Annotated in this window: 14 protein-coding genes and 1 tRNA gene; 8 read left to right on the top strand and 7 right to left on the bottom strand. The window is 71.5% G+C overall.

The features are described from left to right. Nucleotides 1–89 precede the first annotated feature (89 nt). Together mfd and ACT4N7_RS19620 are read right to left on the bottom strand one after the other, a co-directional pair. Complete coding sequence (mfd, locus tag ACT4N7_RS19625) at nt 90–3677, bottom strand: transcription-repair coupling factor (RefSeq protein WP_444830227.1); 3588 nt, start codon at nt 3675–3677, stop codon at nt 90–92. 345 nt (nt 3678–4022) lie between these two features. Beyond that, nucleotides 4023–4820 (bottom strand): enoyl-CoA hydratase/isomerase family protein, encoded by a 798-nt coding sequence (locus ACT4N7_RS19620; RefSeq protein WP_444830226.1) that lies wholly within the window; start codon nt 4818–4820, stop codon nt 4023–4025. Between the two features lie 101 nt (nt 4821–4921). On the opposite strand from ACT4N7_RS19620, the gene ACT4N7_RS19615 reads away from it, so the two are divergent. Beyond that, nucleotides 4922–6112 (top strand): PQQ-dependent sugar dehydrogenase, encoded by a 1191-nt coding sequence (locus ACT4N7_RS19615; RefSeq protein ID WP_444830225.1) that lies wholly within the window; start codon nt 4922–4924, stop codon nt 6110–6112. Here the strand turns inward: ACT4N7_RS19615 and ACT4N7_RS19610 are convergent. After that, on the bottom strand, nt 6109–6708 hold the full coding sequence (locus ACT4N7_RS19610) for a TetR family transcriptional regulator (RefSeq protein WP_444830322.1): 600 nt from the start codon (nt 6706–6708) through the stop codon (nt 6109–6111). The genes ACT4N7_RS19615 and ACT4N7_RS19610 overlap by 4 nt on opposite strands. Nucleotides 6709–6833: 125 nt before the next feature. Beyond that, on the bottom strand, nt 6834–7766 hold the full coding sequence (locus tag ACT4N7_RS19605) for an acyl-CoA desaturase (protein WP_444830224.1): 933 nt from the start codon (nt 7764–7766) through the stop codon (nt 6834–6836). Between the two features lie 322 nt (nt 7767–8088). Here ACT4N7_RS19605 and ACT4N7_RS19600 point away from each other — a divergent pair. From ACT4N7_RS19600 to ACT4N7_RS19570, 7 genes are all read left to right on the top strand, one after another. Further along, nucleotides 8089–8159, top strand: a tRNA-Gln gene (locus ACT4N7_RS19600). Between the two features lie 47 nt (nt 8160–8206). Continuing rightward, nucleotides 8207–9952 (top strand): GGDEF domain-containing protein, encoded by a 1746-nt coding sequence (locus ACT4N7_RS19595; RefSeq protein WP_444830223.1) that lies wholly within the window; start codon nt 8207–8209, stop codon nt 9950–9952. Between the two features lie 87 nt (nt 9953–10039). Further along, nucleotides 10040–11527: a bifunctional UDP-N-acetylglucosamine diphosphorylase/glucosamine-1-phosphate N-acetyltransferase GlmU gene (glmU, locus tag ACT4N7_RS19590; RefSeq protein WP_444830222.1), complete on the top strand. Its 1488-nt coding sequence runs from the start codon at nt 10040–10042 to the stop codon at nt 11525–11527. A gap of 70 nt (nt 11528–11597) precedes the next feature. Then, a complete protein-coding gene (locus ACT4N7_RS19585) occupies nt 11598–12578 on the top strand; it encodes a ribose-phosphate diphosphokinase (RefSeq protein ID WP_444830221.1) in 981 nt (326 codons plus the stop codon). Between the two features lie 215 nt (nt 12579–12793). After that, entirely contained in the window at nt 12794–13417 is a 624-nt protein-coding gene (locus ACT4N7_RS19580; protein WP_444830220.1) for a 50S ribosomal protein L25/general stress protein Ctc, read from the top strand. 80 nt (nt 13418–13497) lie between these two features. Continuing rightward, the gene (pth, locus tag ACT4N7_RS19575) at nt 13498–14079 is read left to right on the top strand and encodes an aminoacyl-tRNA hydrolase (RefSeq protein WP_444830321.1); all 582 of its coding nucleotides are present in this window, start codon (nt 13498–13500) and stop codon (nt 14077–14079) included. Nucleotides 14080–14123: 44 nt separating this feature from the next. Further along, nucleotides 14124–15119 carry a DivIVA domain-containing protein gene (locus tag ACT4N7_RS19570; RefSeq protein WP_444830219.1) on the top strand — a complete coding sequence of 332 codons (996 nt, stop codon included), beginning with the start codon at nt 14124–14126 and terminating at the stop codon, nt 15117–15119. Nucleotides 15120–15288: 169 nt separating this feature from the next. On the opposite strand, the gene ACT4N7_RS19565 is transcribed toward ACT4N7_RS19570, so the two are convergent. The 3 genes from ACT4N7_RS19565 to ACT4N7_RS19555 all read right to left on the bottom strand — a co-directional run bounded on the left by ACT4N7_RS19565 (nt 15289) and on the right by ACT4N7_RS19555 (nt 19823). Continuing rightward, complete coding sequence (locus tag ACT4N7_RS19565; protein WP_444830218.1) at nt 15289–16971, bottom strand: fatty acyl-AMP ligase; 1683 nt, start codon at nt 16969–16971, stop codon at nt 15289–15291. A 22-nt stretch (nt 16972–16993) separates the two neighbouring features. Beyond that, entirely contained in the window at nt 16994–18769 is a 1776-nt protein-coding gene (locus ACT4N7_RS19560; protein WP_444830217.1) for an ATP-binding cassette domain-containing protein, read from the bottom strand. Nucleotides 18770–18989: 220 nt separating this feature from the next. Continuing rightward, nucleotides 18990–19823 carry a helix-turn-helix domain-containing protein gene (locus ACT4N7_RS19555; protein ID WP_444830216.1) on the bottom strand — a complete coding sequence of 278 codons (834 nt, stop codon included), beginning with the start codon at nt 19821–19823 and terminating at the stop codon, nt 18990–18992. Nucleotide 19824: the final 1 nt, after the last annotated feature.

The raw sequence follows: 19824 nt of genomic DNA, 5'->3' as shown, positions 1-19824 counted from the left end.
CCCCCGACCGACGACCACCCTTTCGGGTTGCGGACCCAGGTCAGGGCCGGTTGCCCGGGTCATTCCCCGGGTGAATGCCGCGGTGTTGGCTAGCTCACTCCCGCGGGGGCGGGCGCCACGGCCAGCGAGTCGAGGAACTTGGTGCACCAGTCGAGCAGGTCCCGGTCGCGCAGCACGGGCGCGCCGATGCGCCCGCCCGCGCCGCCCTCGGTGGGCCGCGGGACGTTGACCGTGTTCGTCACGGCCTTGTGCGTCGCCTTCGGGTAGAGCCGCTTGAGCCGCACGAGCTGCGAGTCGCGCAGCGGCAGCGGGGCGAAGCGGATGCCGCTGCCCTGGCCGATCGCCTCGGTGACCCCGTGCCTGCGGCAGGCGTGCCGGAACTCGGCGACGGCGAGCAGGTTGACCACGGGCGCGGGCGGCTCGCCGTAGCGGTCGAGCAGCTCCTCGCGCACCGCGGCCAGACCCGCCGCGTCCTGGGCTGCGGCCAGCTTGCGGTACGCCTCCAGGCGCAGCCGCTCACCGGGGACGTAGTCGTGCGGGATGTGCGCGTCGACGGGCAGGTCGACGCGGACCTCGGCCAGCTCCTCCTCGTCCTCCGCGCCGGGCGCGCCCGCGTGCTTGCGGAACGCCTCGACCGCCTCGCCGACCAGCCGGATATAGAGGTCGAAGCCGACACCCGCGATGTGGCCGGACTGCTCCGCGCCGAGGATGTTGCCCGCGCCGCGGATCTCCAGATCCTTCATCGCCACGGCCATGCCCGCACCCAACTCGGTGTTCTGCGCGATGGTGGCGAGTCGGTCGTGCGCGTGCTCGGTGAGCGGGGACTCCGGCGGGTAGAGGAAGTAGGCGTACCCGCGCTCGCGGCCGCGGCCGACCCGGCCGCGCAACTGGTGGAGCTGGGCCAGGCCGAGCATGTCGCCGCGCTCCACGATCAGCGTGTTGGCGTTGGAGATGTCCAGGCCGGTCTCGACAATCGTGGTGCAGACGAGCACGTCGTACTCGCGCTCCCAGAAGCCCTGGATGAGCTTCTCCAGCTTGTCCTCGTTCATCTGGCCGTGCCCGGTGACCACGCGGGCCTCGGGGACCAGCTCGCGAATCCGGCGCGCCGCCTTCTCGATCGAGGCGACCCGGTTGTGCACGTAGAAGACCTGGCCGTCGCGCAGCAGCTCACGCCGGATCGCGGCGCCGACCTGCTTGTCGTCGTAACCGCCGACGTAGGTGAGGATCGGGTGCCGGTCCTCCGGCGGGGTCAGGATGGTCGACATCTCGCGGATGCCCGCGAGCGACATCTCCAGCGTGCGCGGGATCGGCGTGGCGGACATGGTGAGCACGTCGACGTGCGTGCGCAGGGCCTTGATGTGCTCCTTGTGCTCCACCCCGAACCGCTGCTCCTCGTCCACGATCACGAGGCCGAGATCCTTGTACCGCAAGCCGGTCTGCAGTAGCCGGTGGGTGCCGATGACGATGTCGACGCTGCCGTCGGCGAGCCCCTCCATGGTCTCCTCGGACTCGGCGGCGTGGGTGAACCGCGACAATCCCCTCACTGTCACCGGGAACGAGTGCATCCGCCCGGCGAAGGTGTTGAGGTGCTGCTGGGCGAGCAGCGTGGTCGGCACCAGCACGGCGACCTGCTTGCCGTCCTGCACCGCCTTGAACGCCGCGCGCACCGCGATCTCGGTCTTGCCGTAGCCGACGTCGCCGCAGATGACGCGGTCCATCGGCACGCCGCGCATCATGTCGGCCTTGACCTCGTCGATCGCGGCGAGCTGGTCGATGGTCTCGGTGAACGGGAACGCGTCCTCCAGCTCGCGCTGCCACGGGGTGTCCGGGCCGAACGCGTGGCCGGGCGCGGCCTGCCGGGCGGCGTAGAGCTGCACCAGCTCGGCGGCGATCTGCTTGACCGCCTTCTTCGCCTTGGCCTTGGTGTTCTTCCAGTCGGCGCCGCCGAGCTTGTTCAGCGTGGGCAGCTCGCCGCCGACGTAGCGGGAAATCTCGTCGAGCTGGTCGGTCGGCACGAACAGCTTGTCGCCGGGGTGGCCGCGCTTGGCGCTGCCGTACTCCAGCACCAGGTACTCGCGCGTCGCGCCCGCGACGGTGCGCCGCACCATCTCCACGTACCGGCCGATGCCGTGCTGCTCGTGCACCACGTAGTCGCCGGTCCGCAGCGCCAGCGGGTCGACCGCGTTGCGGCGGCGGGACGGCATCTTCGCCGACATGTCCCTTGTGGACGTTCCGTGCCTGCCGCCGGTGAGGTCGGACTCGGTGAGCACGACGAGCGCGCAGGCGGGCGCGCTGAACCCGTCCTCGATGGCGCCGCGCACCACCGTGACCAGACCGGGCTCGGGTGCCGCCGGGAGGCCGTCCTCGGCCAGCCTGGCCGGGATGTCGGCCTCGCCGAGCTGCTCGACGGCGCGTTTGGCCGTGCCGGTGCCGGGCAGCACCAGCACGGCGGCGCCGCCCGCGGCGGTGTGGGCGCGCAGGTCGGCGAAGGCGCGCTCGATGTCGCCCCGGTAGGAGTCGACCGGGCGGATGTCCAGGTGCAGCGCGGCGGGGTCGGGGGTGGTGAGCTGCGAGAGTGTCCACCAGGGGTGGTCGCCGTCGCGGGCGTGCGCGGCGATGTCGCCGAGGTCGCGGTAGGCCGACGCGCCGAGGTCGATGGGGGCCTTGCCGCCGCCCGCCGCGGCCATCCAGGACGCCTCCAGGAACTCCTGGCCGGTGCGCACCAGGTCGTGCGCGCGGGTGCGGATCTTCTCCGGGTCGTTGATGAGCACGTGCGTGCCCGCCGGGACGACGTCGGTGAGGAGCTGCATCTCGCCGTGGCACAGCGCCGGGATGAGCGCCTCCATGCCCTCCGACGGGATGCCGTTGGCCAGCTTGTCGAGCATCTCGTAGAGGTGGGCGTCGCTCTGGTGGAGCTGGGCCAGCGCCGCCGCGCGCTCGCGCACGTCCCCGGTGAGCAACAGCTCGCGGCACGGCGGCGCGGTGATCTCGCTCAGCTCACCGGGCAGCGAGCGCTGGTCGGCCACCGCGAACGGGCGGATCTCGGTGACCTCGTCGCCCCAGAACTCCACCCGCACGGGGTGCTCGGCGGTGGGCGGGAACAGGTCGACGATGCCGCCGCGCACGGCGAACTCGCCGCGCTTCTCCACCATGTCGACGCGCAGGTAGGCCAGGTCGGCCAGGCGCGCGACGACCCCATCGAAGTCCAGCTCGACGCCGGTCCGCAGGTGCACGGGGGCCAACTCGCCCAGGCCGGGCGCCATCGGCTGGATGAGGCTGCGCACGGTGGCCACGAGCACCTTGACCGGGCCCGCCGGATGCTCCTCGGGGTGGGCCAGCCTGCGCAGGATCGCGAGCCTGCCGCCGACGGTGTCCGCGCGCGGGGACAGCCGCTCGTGCGGCAGCGTCTCCCAGGACGGGAAGTTCGCCACGACGTCGCGGCCGAGCAGGTCGCCGAGGACCGAGACCAGGTCGTCGGCCTCGCGGCCGGTCGCGGTGACGGCCAGCACGGGCCGGTTCGCGCCCTGGGCGGCGGCCAGCGCGGCGACGACCAGCGGCCGGGCCGCGACCGGCCCCTGCAGCTCGACGGCGGGAGCGCCCGCCGCCTCGACGACGGCGGTGCACGCGGGATCGGTGAGGAGGGCTTCGAGCAGACCGTGGAGCGGGGCCTTCGACACGAGAGGTAGGTGTCCTTTGTGATCGAAATGCGGACAGACCCCTGCCCGGGACCTAGAGTCCTGCGGAGGGGTTCGCTGCGGCCCAGCCTACGTGCTCGCCCCGACAGTCGTCGCGCCGATAGCCCCACCCAGGTCAAACCCCCACCCAGGTCAAACCCCACCCAGGTCAAACCCCCACCCACCTCGGGGGGTCGGCCCTGCTCCAGTCTATCGGCGAGGGCGGGTCGGGCTGGGGGTGCGGATTTTCTGTGGATGGATTTGGCGGATGTGGACAATTCGGGGGCACGGTGGGAAAGCGACTGCTGGGGCGAACCTGGCCGCCGAACTCACCGACCTGACCTGAGGTCAGAACCGGGGCGGGCGCTTCTCCAGGAACGCGGTGACGCCCTCGGCATAGTCGGCGCTGGCCACCGAGTGCGCGTAGAGCGCGCGCACCTCGTCGTCCTCAGTGGACTGGCCCGCGGTGATGCGGGCGATGATGGTCTTGGCGCCGCGGACGGTCACCTGGGAGCGCGTGGCCATCAGGTCGGCCAGGTCCTGGACGCGCTCGGGCAGGGCGTCGGCCGGGTGCAGTTCGTTGACCAGGCCGATGCGCAGCGCGGTGGGGGCGTCGATGAGGTCGCCGGTGAACAGGATCTGCTTGGCCCAGGCCGGGCCGACGGCGTCGACCAGGCGCTTGGTCGAGGTCAGGTTGAACACGATGCCGAGCTTGGCCGGGGTGATGCCGAACCCGGCGTCGTCGGCGGCCAGCCGCAGGTCGCAGGACAGCGCCAGTTCGCAGCCGCCGCCGATGCAGTAGCCGGTGATGGCCGCGATGGTCGGCTTGGCCAGCCCGATGATGGCCGCCGTCGCGGCGTCGATGGCCTGGCCGTACGCGTGGGCGCCATCGGGGTCGCGGCGCAGGGTGCCGAACTCGCTGATGTCGGCGCCCGCCGAGAAGGTGTCCGTGCCGCGGATGACCAGCACCCGCACGTCGTCGTGCGCGGCGACCTCGGCCACGACGCCGGGCAGCGCGGTCCACATCTCGAAGCTCAGCGCGTTGCGCTTGGCGGGCCGGTCGATGGTCAGGGTCGCCACCGGGCCGTCGACGCTCAGGACGAGGTGCTCGCCCGGTGACACTGGTTCGCTCGCCCGCTCGATCACGGGGTCACCGTAACGGCAGTCCACGCCGGTCCGGTCGGTACCGAGATCGCCGTCACGGCCGTCTCACGGCGGTCAGACGCGCCGCCGGGCATTGTGGGGTCATGCACCGGACCTTGCTGCTGGCCGCCACCATCGCCATCGCGGCGGCAGGCTGTTCGACCGCGGACAACACCGGCCAGATCCCGGCCGGACCGTCGTCCCCGGCGGTCAGCGCGAGCCGCGCGACGGCGCCGGGCCTGCGCGTGGAGACCGTCGCGAGTGGACTCACCCACGGCTGGGACGTCGGGTTCCTGCCGGACGGGAAGGTGCTGGTCACCCAGCGCACGGGCGCCATCGCGCTGCTGTCCTCCGGCGCGCCGGGAGCGACCGTGACGCCGGTCAAGGCCGACACCACGACCGTCCAGGTCCGCGGCGAGGGCGGGCTGATGGGCCTGGTCGTGCACCCCGACTTCGCGTCCTCGCGCGAGTTCACCACCTGCCAGACGCACACCGAGAACGGTCAGCCCACCGACATCCGGCTGGTCACGTGGCGCCTGGCCGAGGACGGGCAGATCGCCACCCGGCTGCGGGACCTGCTGACCGGCCTGCCGATCACGACCAGCGGCCGACACTCCGGCTGCCGCCCCACCCTCGCCCCCGACGGCGCCCTGCTCGTCGGCACCGGCGACACCGCGCGCGGCGACATCCCGCAGAACCGCGCCAACCTGGGCGGCAAGGTGCTGCGCGTCGACCTCAAGACGGGCGCGCCGCTGCCGGACAACCCGGTCGCGGGGTCGCCGGTCTACACCTACGGCCACCGCAACATCCAGGGCGTCACCGTCCGCCCGGGCACCGGCCAGGTGTTCGCCGCCGAACACGGCCCGGACAAGAACGACGAGGTCAACCTGATCGTCCCCGGCGCCAACTACGGCTGGGACCCGTCGCAAGGCGGCACGGTGTCCGGCTACGACGAGGCCGTGCCGATGACCGACCTGACCCGGTTCCCGGCCGCGATCGCCGCCAAGTGGGAGTCCGGCGAGACCACGGAAGCCATCTGCGGGGCGGCTTTCCTGTCCGGCCCGCAGTGGGGCGCGCTCGACGGTGCGCTGGTGGTGACCGCGCTCAGGGGCGCCAAGCTGCTGCTGTTCACCCTGGACGCGGCGGGCTCGGTGACCTCCGTCGCCATCCCCCCGGAGTTCGACGACCAGTACGGCCGCCTGCGCGCCGCCCGCACGGGCCCGGACGGCGCCCTCTACGTGACGACGTCCAACGGCGCCGACGACAAGCTGCTGCGGATCACCCCCCAGCCCTAAAGCGGCTCGCGCAGCGTCGGCTCACCCTCCAAATGGGACAGACCGTTCCACGCCAGGTTGACCAGGTGCGCGGCCACCTCGTCCTTCTTCGGCTTGCGCACCTCCAGCCACCACTGGCCGGTGAGCGCGACCATGCCGACCAGCGCCTGGCTGTAGAGCGCGGCCAGCTTCGGGTCGTGCCCGCGCTTGCTGAACTGCACGCCGAGGATGTGCTCGACCTGGCTCGCGATGTCGTTGAGCAGACTGGAGAACGTGCCCGTCGCGGTGGCCACGGGCGAGTCGCGGACCAGGATGCGGAAGCCGTCGGTGGAACCCTCGACGTAGTCGAGCAGGGAGCCCGCGGCGCGTTCGAGCAGGGCGCGCGGGTGAGCGTCCTCGGACAGCGCGTGGGTCATCCCGGCCATCAGGGACTGCATCTCGCGGTCGACAACGACCGCGTAGATGCCCTCCTTGCCGCCGAAGTGTTCGTAGACGACCGGTTTGCTGACGTTGGCCCGGTGGGCGATCTCCTCGATCGAGGCGCCGTCGAAGCCTTTCTCGGCGAACAGGGCGCGGGCGACGTCGAGGAGTTGCTGCCTGCGCTCCTTGCCCGTCATCCGCACGCGGGCGGCCGTCGGCGGCTCGGGGTCTCCACTTGCCGGTACCACCTTGCGTCCACGCCGCCTGACCGCCACGGGCCCCACCCTAGGGGCAGTGGCGAACGAAATTTGCCAAGGCCGCCCTACTCGGCGGCGAGCTTGGCCAGCCTGCGCTCGGTGGGCCAGCGGACGTCGGTCACCCAGCCGAGCTTCTCGAAGATCCAGATCAACCGGGCCGAGGTGTCGAGTTGGCCGCGTTTGACGCCGTGCCGGGCGCAGGTGGGGTCGGCGTGGTGCAGGTTGTGCCACGACTCGCCGAAGCTGAGGATGGCCAGCGGCCAGAAGTTGGCCGCCTTGTCCCGGCTGACGAACGGGCGCTCGCCGATCAGGTGGCAGATCGAGTTGGTCGACCAGGTGACGTGGTGCAGGATCGCGATCCGCACCAGGCCCGCCCAGAAGAACGCGGTGAGCGCGCCCCACCACGACCAGGTGATGAGCCCGCCGAGCACCGCGGGCAGCGCCAGGGTCAGGCCGGTGAACAGGATGAACAGCCGGTTGACGGCGACGATGTCCTTGTCAGCGATCAGGTCGGGCGCGAAGCGCTCCTTGTTGGTGACGTCGTGGTCGAAGATCCAGCCCATGTGCGCGTGCCAGAAGCCGCGGGCAAGCGCGACCGGCGTGGTGCCGAACAGCCACGGCGAGTGCGGGTCGCCCTCGCGGTCGGAGAACGCGTGGTGGCGGCGGTGGTCGGCGACCCAGGTGATCGGCGGGCTCTGCACCGCCATGCTGCCCATCGCGGCGAGGGTGATCTTGAGCCAGCGGTTGGCCTTGAACGAGCCGTGGGTGAACAGCCGGTGGTAGCCGACCGTGACGCCCAGCCCCGAGAGGTAGAAGAAGAACACCGCGAGCGCGATGTCGACCCAGCCCAGCCCCCAGCCCCAGGCGGCGGGCACGGCGGCGACCAGCGCCGCGAAGGGCACCAGGATGAACAGGTAGACCGCGATCCGGGTGGCCAGGTTGCGCCTGCCCTCGATGATCGGCTTGGCCCCCGCTGACGCTTCGACGGTGGTCGTCATCGCGTGTACCTCCCGAAGTCGACACTGAGGCCAGCTCACCTACGGCGCCGTAACCTACGACAGCGTAAGGACAGCCGCGCGGGTCGGTCCAGACCCACAGGTGGTATTCGGTGCCGCGCCGGGACCGGATGCCGCGGCCGTTGCGGTGGCAAGAAACACACCGCACCCGGCCGGACCCGGTGGGTAACACTGTCGCGATTCGTGTGACCCGGATATCACCCGATCGGACGCGAGCACCCATCAATAGCCCGGGTACTGCTGCCCACCAGCGGACACTCGTGCCACGATGTTGTTCACCGCGAGCGGGTCACCCCGCTGGCGATCCGCCGTGGTGTAAAGGCAGCACCTTGGATTTTGGTTCCAATGGTTCAGGTTCGAATCCTGGCGGCGGAGCAAGCGGACAGACCCGGAGACCGATCACAGGGGGTGGACCTACCCACGTGGACGACGCGCAGCGGGCCGAGGTCGATCAGCCCGCGTTGGAGGAGCGCTCCGACGCCTGGCTGGTGGGCCGCGCCCGCGAGCTGACCGCCATCATCCAGACCGGCCCCGTGGCGGACCGCACCCGGCACATCGACGAGGTCGACTGCCTGCTCGCCGAGGCCCGCGGCCGCGGTGAGCCGCGCATGGTGGCCCAGTTGCTGCGGGCGGCGGCGGTCGTGCGGATCGTGGTCGCCGACGAGCGCTCGGGCTCGGCCGAGCCGCTGATCGACGAGCTGCTCACGCACACCGCGCGGCACGGCCTGGTCGTGCTGGAGGCCAACGCGCACGCGCTGCACGGGCGCCGGATGCTGCTCGCGGGCGCCGAGGACGGCGCGCTGACCGAGGCGGCGATCGCGCTGGCCATGCTGGACGAGGACATGGCCCCCGACGTTCTGTTCGGTGCCCGCAACTGGGAGATGATCCGGGCGGCCACCCTGATGGACATCGGCACCGTGCTGATGCAGCTCGGCATCTACGAGGTCGCCGACCAGGTCATGGCCCGGGCGAACCGGCCGATCCGAACCAGCGCCGGGCCGCACGGGATCGCCGCGCACCTGATCAACCGCACCCGGCTGCTGGTCGGCTGGGGCCTGCGGCTGGAGCGGGTCGGCGAGGACGCGGACGCGGCCGAGCGGTTCGCCACCGCGGCGGCGATCGCGGCGGCCGTGGAGGCGCCGTTCCGCGAGTCGCTGTTCGCCCGCGACCCCGAGCTGTCGGCCGCCGCCCAGCTCCCCGCCATCGGCGCCGCGCTGGCCCTGGCGAACCCGTCGGCGCAGCACATCGACCAGCTCCGCGGCCTGATCGACCTGGTGCGGTACCCGCGGGAGGTGGTCATGGTCGCCATCGCGCTGGCCCGCTGCCTGGAACACGCCGGGCGCGCGGAGGAGGCCCTCGGCGTGCTCGGCGACGCCCGGTCGCGGCTCTACCACGAGGCGTCCGAGCCGACCCTGCGGCTGCGGCTGATCCGCGAGTTCGCCCGGCTGTCCGGCCCGGACGGCGGCGAGCGCACCACGACCGCGCTGGAGCACTACGCCACCGAGCTGGAACAGCAGCTCTGGAACCTGCGCGAGTCGCGCATCGCGACCCTGGAGACCCGGCGCGAGCACGCGCGAATGTCCCGGATGCACGGCACGATCACCAGACAGGCGCTGCAGGACCCGCTCACCGGGCTGCCCAACCGCCGCGCCCTCGACGAGCGGCTGCGGGCGCTGACCTCCTCGCCCGCCAACGGCAATCCGCTGGCCATCGCGCTGGTCGACCTCGACGGGTTCAAGGGCGTCAACGACCGGATGTCGCACGCCGAGGGCGACGACGTGCTGCGCGTGGTGGCGAGCACGCTGCGCGACGCGCTGCGCGGCAGCGACATGGTGGCCCGCTACGGCGGCGACGAGTTCATCGTGCTGCTGCCCGGCGCCCCGCTGTATGCCGCCGAGGCCGCGCTGCGCCGCGCGGTCACCGCCGTCGCGGGCCTGCCGCCCGACCTGTCGCACGGTGTGACGCTGTCCGTCGGGGTCGTCGCGCTGCGCCCGCAGGAGACCGCGGTGCGCGCGCTGGCCCGCGCGGACGCCGCGATGTACCAGGCAAAGCGCCAGGGCGGCAACGGCATCGTGGCGATCACCGCGGGCGAGGTGGACGACCACGAGCCCGCCGAGCGAGACGTGGCGTGCGACGACCCGGCGTGGGTCCTGCCCGAGACCACGTAGGATCGTCTCCCGGCCGGAGTCGCCCGTCTCGCTCAGCCGGAGCCGACCCGCGCCTTCTGGAGTGTTTCGCCGACGCTAGGGAGTGCGATGTCCGCAACCACCCCGGATCGGGCGCGCCCCGACGGCCGCGTGAGCACGGTGATCCTCGCCGCGGGCGAGGGGACCCGGATGCGCTCGGCGATCCCCAAGGTGCTGCACCGGGTCGCCGGTCGGCCGCTGGTCGAACACGCGGTGCGGGCCGCGGCCGGGCTGGCGCCGGACCACCTCGTCGTCGTGCTCGGCCACGGCCGGGACACGGTCGGCGCCCATCTGGAGTCGGTGGCGAAGGATCTGGGCCGCGAGGTGGCCGTCGCGGTGCAGGAGACCCAGGACGGCACCGGGCACGCGGTGTCGTGCGGACTCGCGCCGCTGCCCGCCGGGCTGACCGGCACGGTCCTGGTGACCTACGGCGACGTCCCGCTGCTGGACACGGCCACGCTGGCCGACCTGCTCGACGCGCACGCCGCGAGCGGCAACGCGGTCACCGTGCTCACCGCGCACGTGACAGACCCGACGGGCTATGGCCGCATCCTGCGCACCGACGACGGCGCGGTGAGCGCGATCGTGGAGCACAAGGACGCCACCGACGAGCAGCGCGCGATCACCGAGATCAACTCCGGGGTGTACGCGTTCGACGCGGCGGTGCTGGTCGACGGCCTGTCCCGGCTGTCCACCGACAACTCCCAGGGCGAGCTGTACCTGACCGACGTGCTCGGCATCGCCCGCGGCGACGGCCGCCGGGTCGGCGCCCGGGTGTGCGCCGACCCGTGGCTGGTGGAGGGCGTCAACGACCGCGTCCAGCTCGCCCGGCTCGGCACCGAGCTGAACCGACGGGTGGTCGAGGGCTGGATGCGCGCGGGCGTGACCGTCATCGACCCGGCGACCACCTGGATCGAGGCGGGCGTCGAGCTGGCCCGCGACGTGCTGATCGAGCCGAACGTGCAGCTCCGCGGCGCCACGGCGGTCGGCGAGGGCGCCACCGTCGGCCCGGACACCACGCTCACCGACGTCACCGTCGGCGCGGGCGCCACCGTCGTGCGCACGCACGGCTCGGGCGCGCGGATCGGCCCGGGGGCGACCGTCGGCCCGTACTCGTATCTGCGGCCCGGCACCAGCCTGGGCGCCCAGGGCAAGATCGGCGCGTTCGTCGAGGTGAAGAACGCCGAGATCGGCACCGGCTCCAAGGTCCCGCATCTGTCCTATGTGGGCGATGCCACGATCGGCGAGTACAGCAACATCGGCGCGGCCAGCGTGTTCGTCAACTACGACGGTGTCGACAAGCACCACACCGTGGTCGGGTCACACGTGCGCACCGGGTCGGACAACATGTTCGTGGCCCCGGTGACCGTCGGCGACGGCGCCTACAGCGGGGCGGGCACGGTCATCCGGCGCAACGTGCCGCCCGGCGCGCTCGCGGTGTCCGGCAGCCCGCAGCGCAACATCGAGAACTGGGTGATCCGGCGCAGGCCGGGGACCGCGGCCGCCGAGGCCGCCCAACGGGCGCAGGACGAGAAGAACAGCGAGGGTCGTTCATGAGCGAGCTTGCGAGCGAATCAGTGTCACAGGGCGCCCGCGAGGGGCATCACGGAGCCTGCGAGGGGATGGCATGAGCACCAAGACCGGCATCCCGAAGAAGAGCCTGATGCTCTTCTCCGGCCGGGCGCACCCCGAGCTGGCCGAAGAGGTCTCCAAACACCTCAACGTGACCATCACCCCGCAGTCGGCCTACGACTTCGCCAACGGCGAGATCTTCGTTCGGTTCGAGGAGTCGGTGCGCGGCTGCGACGCGTTCGTCATCCAGAGCGCGTGCGCGCCGATCAACCAGTGGATCATGGAACAGCTCATCATGGTCGACGCGCTCAAGCGGGCCAGCGCGAAGCGGATCACCGTGATCATGCCGTTCTACCCGTACGCGCGGCAGGACAAGAAGCACAAGGGCCGCGAGCCGATCTCGGCGCGGCTCATCGCCGACCTGTTCAAGGTCGCGGGCGCCGACCGGATCATGACCGTCGACCTGCACACCGCGCAGATCCAGGGCTTCTTCGACGGCCCGGTGGACCACCTGTTCGCCCAGAGCCTGCTCGCCCGCTACATCAAGGACCACTACCCGGCGGAGAACATCACCGTGGTCTCCCCCGACGCCGGGCGCACCAAGCTCGCCGAGAAGTGGGCCGACGACCTCGGCGGCACCCCGATCGCGTTCATCCACAAGACCCGCGATCCGCTGCGCCCCAACGAGGTCGTGGCCAACCGGGTGGTCGGCGAGGTCAAGGGCAGGCTGTGCGTGGTGATCGACGACATGGTCGACACCGGCGGCACCATCGTCAAGGCGATCCAGCAGCTTCTCGGCGAGGGCGCGTCGGGCGTGGTCATGGCGGCCACGCACGGCGTCCTGTCCGGCCCGGCCCGTGAACGCCTGTCCCAGTGCGGCGCCCGCGAGATCATCTTCACCAACACGCTGCCCATCCCGGACGAGAAGCGGTTCTCCGGGATGACCGTGCTGTCCATCGCCCCCCTGCTGGCCCGCGCCATCCAGGCCGTCTTCGAGGACGGCTCCGTGACCTCCCTGTTCGACGGCGACGCCTGAGCGAGGCCGAACTACCGGCCCCGGTTGGAGGGGTAGTCGCGGGTTGCGTAGACTGTCCGGGTTGCCTCGGCGAGGCGGGCATCGCGCCTGGCGTGATCGACGTGGCGGTCTACGAGCCGTACGTCTCGTGCCCTCCGCGCCCCCCGTCGCAGGCTGCCGCCCCGACTGAGAAGTCGCGCCCCGCCGCCGCTTTTGATCGCAAGGAGAGCACCACCGTGTCCGAGGTACGTCTGGCCGCCGAGCAGCGCACGGAGTTCGGCAAAGGCGCAGCGCGCCGCACCCGTCGCGCAGGCAAGATCCCCGCCGTGCTCTACGGACACGGTTCCGACCCCCAGCACTTGGCGCTGCCCGCACTGGAGTTCGCCCGCGTCGTGCGTGAGCACGGCCAGAACGCGGTGCTGACCCTCAACTTCGGCGCGGGCACGGAGCTCGCGCTGACCAAGACGGTCACCACCCACCCGCTGAAGAACTACATCGAGCACGTCGACCTGCTGCTGGTCAAGCTCGGCGAGAAGGTCACCGTCGAGGTGCCGATCGTGGTCAACGGCGATCCGGCGTCCGGCACGCTGGTCACCCAGGATCTCACCACGCTGCTGATCGAGGTCGAGGCGCTGCACATTCCCGACCAGGTCGAGCTGTCGATCGCGGGCGCGGGTGTCGGCACCCAGATCCTCGCCGGGCACGTCGCGCTGCCCGCGGGCGCCACCCTCGCCACCGACCCGGACGCGCTGGTCATCGCGGTGAACGCGTCGCCGACCGCGGAGCAGATGGAGGCCGAGATCGACGCCGAGGGCGCCGGTGTGGTCGAGGACGCCCCGCAGACCGAGACCGACGGCTGAGTTCGGCTCAGACAAGTCTCCCGGTGCCCCGGTCCAGCAAGCTGGCCGGGGCATCGGTGTTCACCCAGGAGAGCGGAGCGATGGCGGAGAACGACGCGCCGATGATCGTCGTCGGCCTGGGCAACCCGGGCCCGAAGTACGTGGGCAACCGGCACAACATCGGGTTCCTCGTGGTCGACGAGCTGGCCGCGCGCGTGGGCGGGAAGTTCAAGGCGCACAAGGCGGGCGCCGACGTACTGGAGGGCAGGCTGGCGGGCACCCGGGTGGTGCTCACCAAGCCGCGCTCGTACATGAACGTCTCCGGCGGACCCGTGGTGGGCACCGCGAAGTTCTTCTCTGCGCCTGCGGAGAACCTGGTGGTCGTACACGATGAGCTGGACTTGCCGTACGGCACCGTGCGGCTCAAGCTCGGCGGCGGCGACAATGGCCACAACGGACTGCGGTCGATCACCAAGTCGTTGGGCGACAAGGAGTACCACCGGGTGCGCTTCGGCATCGGTCGTCCGCCGGGCCGAATGGACCCGGCCGACTACGTCCTGCGCGATTTCTCCGCCGCCGAGGGTAAGGAACTCGCCTTCGAGGTCGATCGGTGCGCCGACGCGGTCGAGGCCCTGGTCGGCCAGGGGCTGCTGGCCGCGCAGAACGCCTTCCACGTGACCTGAGCGGCCCCTACGATCGGCGGACCGGGCCAGAAGTGGAGCTGAGGATGTCGTTGACCCCGGGCGCCGTGCGGGCCGTGACCTTCGACAAGGCGCCGTTCGGCAAACGCGGCTACCACGAGGATCAGGTGGACGACTTCCTCGACCGCGTCGAGGCCGCCTTGGCCGGGGCGGGCGCCCTGACCGCCGACGAGGTACGCAACGTCGTGTTCGACGCGGCGCCGCTGGTCAAGCGCGGCTACCATGAGGACCAGGTGGACGCATTCCTGGACGAGGTGGTCGCGGAGGTCGAGCGCCGGGAACTGGCCGGATCGGGTGACACCGAGCCGATCGACCCCGTGCGCGACCCGGCGCCCACCGCCCATGCCGCCCGGCCCGGACCCGTTCCGCCAAGGCCCGAACCGGCCAACCAGGCCGCCAACCGCGCCGAACAGGTCGCACCCGACCCTGGGCAGACCGCACACACCCATCTTCCCACCCGACCAGAACAGGCCAACCAGGCAGAACCGGTCGTCGCCCGACCCGGGCAGACCGCCCACGGCGCCCCCGACCCCGGGCAAACCGCTCACTCCGCCGCTCGCCCCGGGCAGAACACCCACGTCCCCATTCGACCCGACCACACCACCCAGGTCGCCCATCCGGCGGACCCGGTCGCTCCCCGCCCCGGCCAGGCCGCCCAGCCCGGGCACAACGCCCACCTCCCCACCCGGCCGGAGCCTGCCGGGCAGGCCACCCATGGCGCAGGCAGGGCCGAGCCGGTCCACCGGCCGGAGCGGATCGCGGCGCCGGTGGACTCCGATGTGCCGTTCCTGCCGCTGCCGCCGTCACCGCCCGGCGAGCGCGGCTACCGGCCCGCCGACGTGGACAAGTTGGCCCGCCTGCTCGCCCGCGCCGCCGCCGACTACTCGTCGGCGCCCACCGTCGCCGAGGTTGCGGCGGTGCGGCTCGGCCTGACGTTCTTCGTCGGGCAGGGTTACCACCAGGGCACGGTGGACGCCGTCATCGACGCCTGGACCGCCGAACTCCGCCGCCGCGAGGCTTAGAGCCGCGCTAGTGCGGTGGCCACGAACGTTTGCCGTGGTCGGCCGGTCCACGGCGTGGCTGGCGGTGCCGCGGGAAAGACGCTCGTACTGGACGTACTTGGTCTTTTCGGCGGTGCCGTCAGGCGCGTCGTGGGCCTGTCGAACGCGGTGAACGTTGGTGGTCACCGCACTAGCTGGCCTCGGCCTCGCGTTCCTTGATCGTCATGGCCAACTGCTCCCCCGCCGCCGCGCGGCGCAGCTTGCCCGACGGGGTTTTCGGCAAGGTGCCCGGGGCGAGGACGACCACCGCGACCGGACGCGCGCTCAGCGCCTCGAAGACCCGGGCGCCGACGTCCTTGCGGATGCGCTTCTCCGCTTCCCCGTCGCCCGCGTGCTTCGACTCGACCACCACCGCGAACCGCTCGCGGCGGCTCCCGGCGTCGATCCGCACGGCGACCGCGTTGCCCGCCCGCACACCGTCCACAACGGACGCGGCGCGCTCGATGTCGGTCGGGTAGATGTTGCGACCCGCCAGGATGATCACGTCTTTGGCGCGGCCGCAGATCACGATCTCGCCCGCCATGGTGTAGCCGATGTCGCCGGTGTTGAGCCAGCCGTCGGCGTCCTGGGTGTCCATCGGACCGTTGACCGTCAAGTATCCCGGGGTCACCGCTTCGCCGCGGAGCCGGATCTCGCCGACCTCGCGGTCGCCGAGCACCTTCCCGTCCTCGTCGACGATCTGGGCCTCGATACCGCGCAATGGCTTGCCCAGCACGGCGAACGAGCGCACCGACGCGTCCGTGCCCGGCTCCACCGGGACGGCGCGGTTCTCCGCCTCCAGCTTCTCCGCGTCGATGTAGTCGAGGGTCAGGCCGGAGAACAGCGGCGCGAACGACACCGCCAGGGTCGCCTCGGCCATGCCGTAGGCGGGGAAGACGCACTCGGGCCGCAGGCCGAACCGGGCGCCCTCGTCGGTGAACGAACGGACCGCCTTCTCGTCGACCGGTTCGGCGCCGTTGAGCGCCAAGCGCAGCGAGGACAGGTCGTACGCGTCGTCATCGTCCACACCGGACAGTCGGCGGCCGAGCAGGGCGTAGGCGAAGTTGGGGGCCGCGGTGATGGTGCCGCGGTGCCGCGAGATCAGGTCGGCCCACACCAGCGGACCGGTGAGAAACTCGACCGGGGTGACCTTGACCAGTTCGAGGCCGATGGTCATCGGGACGGTCAGGAAGCCGACCATGCCCATGTCGTGGAACAGCGGCAACCACGACACCATGATGTCGGCATCGACGTCCAACCCGGACGCCTCGACCATCGAGATGAGGTTGGCGAACAGGTTGCCGTGGGTGATCCGAACGGCCTTGGGGTCGGCGGTCGACCCGCTGGTGAGCTGGAGCAGTGCGGGCGCGCTCTCGTCGACCTCGACCACCTCGGCCAGCGGCTCGCCGTCGGCGAGGTCGCCGAGCTGCCGGTAGCCGATGCCGTGCTGGTCGAGCACCGGGGCGAGCTGGTCGAACGGCGCGCCGAGCAGCACCAGCTCGGACCCGATCATCGTCAGCACCCGCACGGTGTCCGCGGCCCACTCGGCGAGGTCGGTGCGCGCGGTGGGCTGGTGCAGCATGGTCACGCTGCCGCCCGCGAGCCAGACCGCCTGCACGGCGGGGGCGATCGTCACCGGCTCCGCGGCCAGCACCGCGACGGCGCCGCCCTTCTCCAGGCCGCCCGCGACGAGCGCGCCCGCCATCCGCGTGGCCCGCTCGTGCACCTGGGCCCAGGTGTGGCGCACGGGTGCCTTCGGCTCGCCGGTGGTGATTCCCCTTGCCCCGCCGCCGGTCCTAGCGGTCTCCAACAAACTGTCGACGAACCTGCTCATAGGTTCACACGATAGATGAGACCTACTCGGCGAGATCGGCGACATCGAGCCAGCGCAGCTCGACGTCCGCCTTCTCCGCGACGACCTTGCGCAGCTCGGCGTCGAGATCGAGCAGCCTGCCCGGGTCGGTCGCGGCCTCGGCGAGATCGGCGTGCAGCCGCGCCTCTTTCTTGTCCAGCGTGCCGAGCTGACGCTCCAGCCTGGCCAGTTCCTTCTGCGCGGCGCGGCGCTCGGCGGCGCCGACCTTGACCGCGACCGCGGCGGGCTGCTGCGCGGTCTTCGGCACCGCCGCCGCCAGCATGGCCGTGCGCCGCGCCAGGTACTCGTCGATGCCGCCGATGAGCTGGGTGATCTTGCCGTCGCCGAACAGGGCCACCACGGTGTCGCAGACGCGCTCGACCAGGTACCGGTCGTGGGACACGACGACGATGGTGCCCGGCCACGAGTCGAGCAGGTCTTCGAGTTGCTGCAGGGTGTCGATGTCCAGGTCGTTCGTCGGCTCGTCGAGCAGCAGCACGTTCGGCTCGGCCATCAGCAGCCGGGCGAGCTGGAGCCTGCGCCGCTCGCCGCCGGACAGGTCGCCGACCGGGGTCCACTGCCGGTTGGCCGGAAACCCGAACTTCTCGGCGAGCTGGGAGGCCGACAGGTCCTGCTTGCCGAGCGTGACCCGGCGCGCGATCTCCTCCACGGCCTCCAACAGCCGCTGCTCGGCGGGCAGTTCCTGCAACTCCTGGGTCAGGTGCGCGAGTCGCACGGTCTGGCCCTGCACCCGCTTGCCCGCGTCCGGCTCGCTGTCGCCCGCGAGCAGCTTGAGCAGGGTGGTCTTGCCGGAGCCGTTGACGCCGACCAGGCCCACCCGGTCGCCCGGGCCGACCAGCCAGGTCTCGTCGTCGAGGATCGGCTTGTCGCCCGCGGCGATACTGACGTCCTCCAACTCCAGGACGGTGCGCCCGAGCCTGCGCTTGGCGAACGCCACCAACTCCACCTTGTCGCGCGGCGGCGGCACGTCGGAGATCAGCGCCTCGGCCGCGTCGATCCGGTAGCGCGGCTTCGACGTGCGCGCGGGCGCGCCGCGGCGCAGCCAGGCCAGCTCCTTGCGGGCCAGGTTGCGCCGCTTCTCCTCCAGCGTGTCGGCCAGCCGGGCGCGCTCGGCGCGCGAGTAGATCCAGTCGGCGTAGCCGCCCTCGTACTGCTCGACCTGGCCGCCGACGACCTCCCACGTGCGCGTGCAGACGGTGTCGAGAAACCACCGGTCGTGCGTCACGACGACGAGCGCGGTGCCCGCGGCCAGCAGGTGGTCGGCGAGCCAGCGGACACCCTCGACGTCGAGGTGGTTGGTCGGCTCGTCCAGCACGACCAGGTCCAACTCCTGCACCAGCGCCGCGGCCAGCGCGACCCGGCGCCGCTCACCGCCGGACATCGTGTCGACCGGACTGTCCAGCCCGAGCGTGGTGATCTCCAGACCCTCCAGGATCGACCGCGCCCGGGAGTCGGCCGCCCACTGGTGGTCCTCGGTGATGCCGAGCGGTTCCAGCACGGAATGGCGCACCGTCGAGCCTTTCGGCAGCTCCGTGCGCTGGGTGACCACCGCCATCCGCAGGTCCCGGTTGCGACTGACCCGCCCCGAGTCGACGGGCTCGATCCCGGCCAGCACCTCCAGCAGCGTGGTCTTGCCGCCGCCGTTGAGCCCGACCACCCCGATCCGGTCGCCCCGGCCGACACCGAGGGACACCGAGTCGAGCAGGGGGCGCACGCCGTAGCTCTTGCTGACGTTCTCCAGGTTGACCAGGTTGGTCATCTACCAGCACTTTCACCGGAAACGTGGGACGGATGTGGGACAGACGACTGTTGACTCGAAGATCGAGGAGACGACATGCCCCGCCGTATCGCCACCATCATCGCAACCGCCCTGCTCCCGCTCGTCACCGCGGCGTCGGACTGTCCGACGGAACAGGCACGGAACAAGGTGGGCTGCCCAACGGCAGCCAACTATGCCTGTGCTCGGTGACGGCTGAGTCCTACAACGTCGCCGATGTGGCCATCAGCGCACTCCTGGCGAGCTCGCCCTCGACGGCGACCGACCAGAGTTGATCAACGATGCGGTGGTGGGCGGCGATCTGCTCCGGGTCGCCGATCCTCAGCTCGGAGGTCAGCGTATCGGCGAGGACTGCCGAGTCGTCGTGCACGATGAACCCGTTGGTCACAACGAAGGGAAGCCGCCGTCCGCTCGGCAGGAAGCCCAAGCGGATGTTCGGCACGCCGATCGCGGAGACCATGCGGTCGATCTGTCCACGGAGCACGGGTACCTCGCACACCGGATGTCGCACGGCCGCCTCAGCGACGATGAACTCGAACGAGCGACCGGACTCGTACAGCACCTGCTGGCGGCGCAGGCGAGCCTGCACGGCGTCGTCGATGTCGTCGGTGGTCTCATGTAGGGCGGTCTGCGTGGTAAAGATCGCGCGGGCGTAGTCGGCGGTCTGGAGTAGGCCGGGCACGGCGAGCATCTCGACAGCGCGGACCCGGATCACGGCCTGTTCGGCGGCTGCGATCTCGCCCTGACGGGCGCGGTGTCCGGCACGGATCTCCCGGTGCCAGACGGCCTGATGCACGCGGAGGTCGGCCAGCTCGTCGAGCAGGGCGAGGCGCGTTGCGTCGTCGACGTCAAGCGTGTCGCACCAGTCGGTAACGTCGCTGTCGGTGGGCGTCTGCTTTCCGGTCTCGATCTTCGAGACTTTCGGTTGGCGGGTGCCGAGCGCGGCGGCGAAGTCGCGGCCGTTCATGCCGGATCGGGCGCGCAATTCGCCGAGCTTCGCGCCGTATGCGGCGCGGCGCTGCTCGAAGTCGGTCACT

This window comes from Actinokineospora sp., from assembly GCF_052390155.1.
GTDB lineage: Bacteria > Actinomycetota > Actinomycetes > Mycobacteriales > Pseudonocardiaceae > Actinokineospora.
The sequence above is the reverse complement of the archived record's forward strand: the minus strand, read 5'-3'. Positions and strand labels throughout refer to the sequence as shown.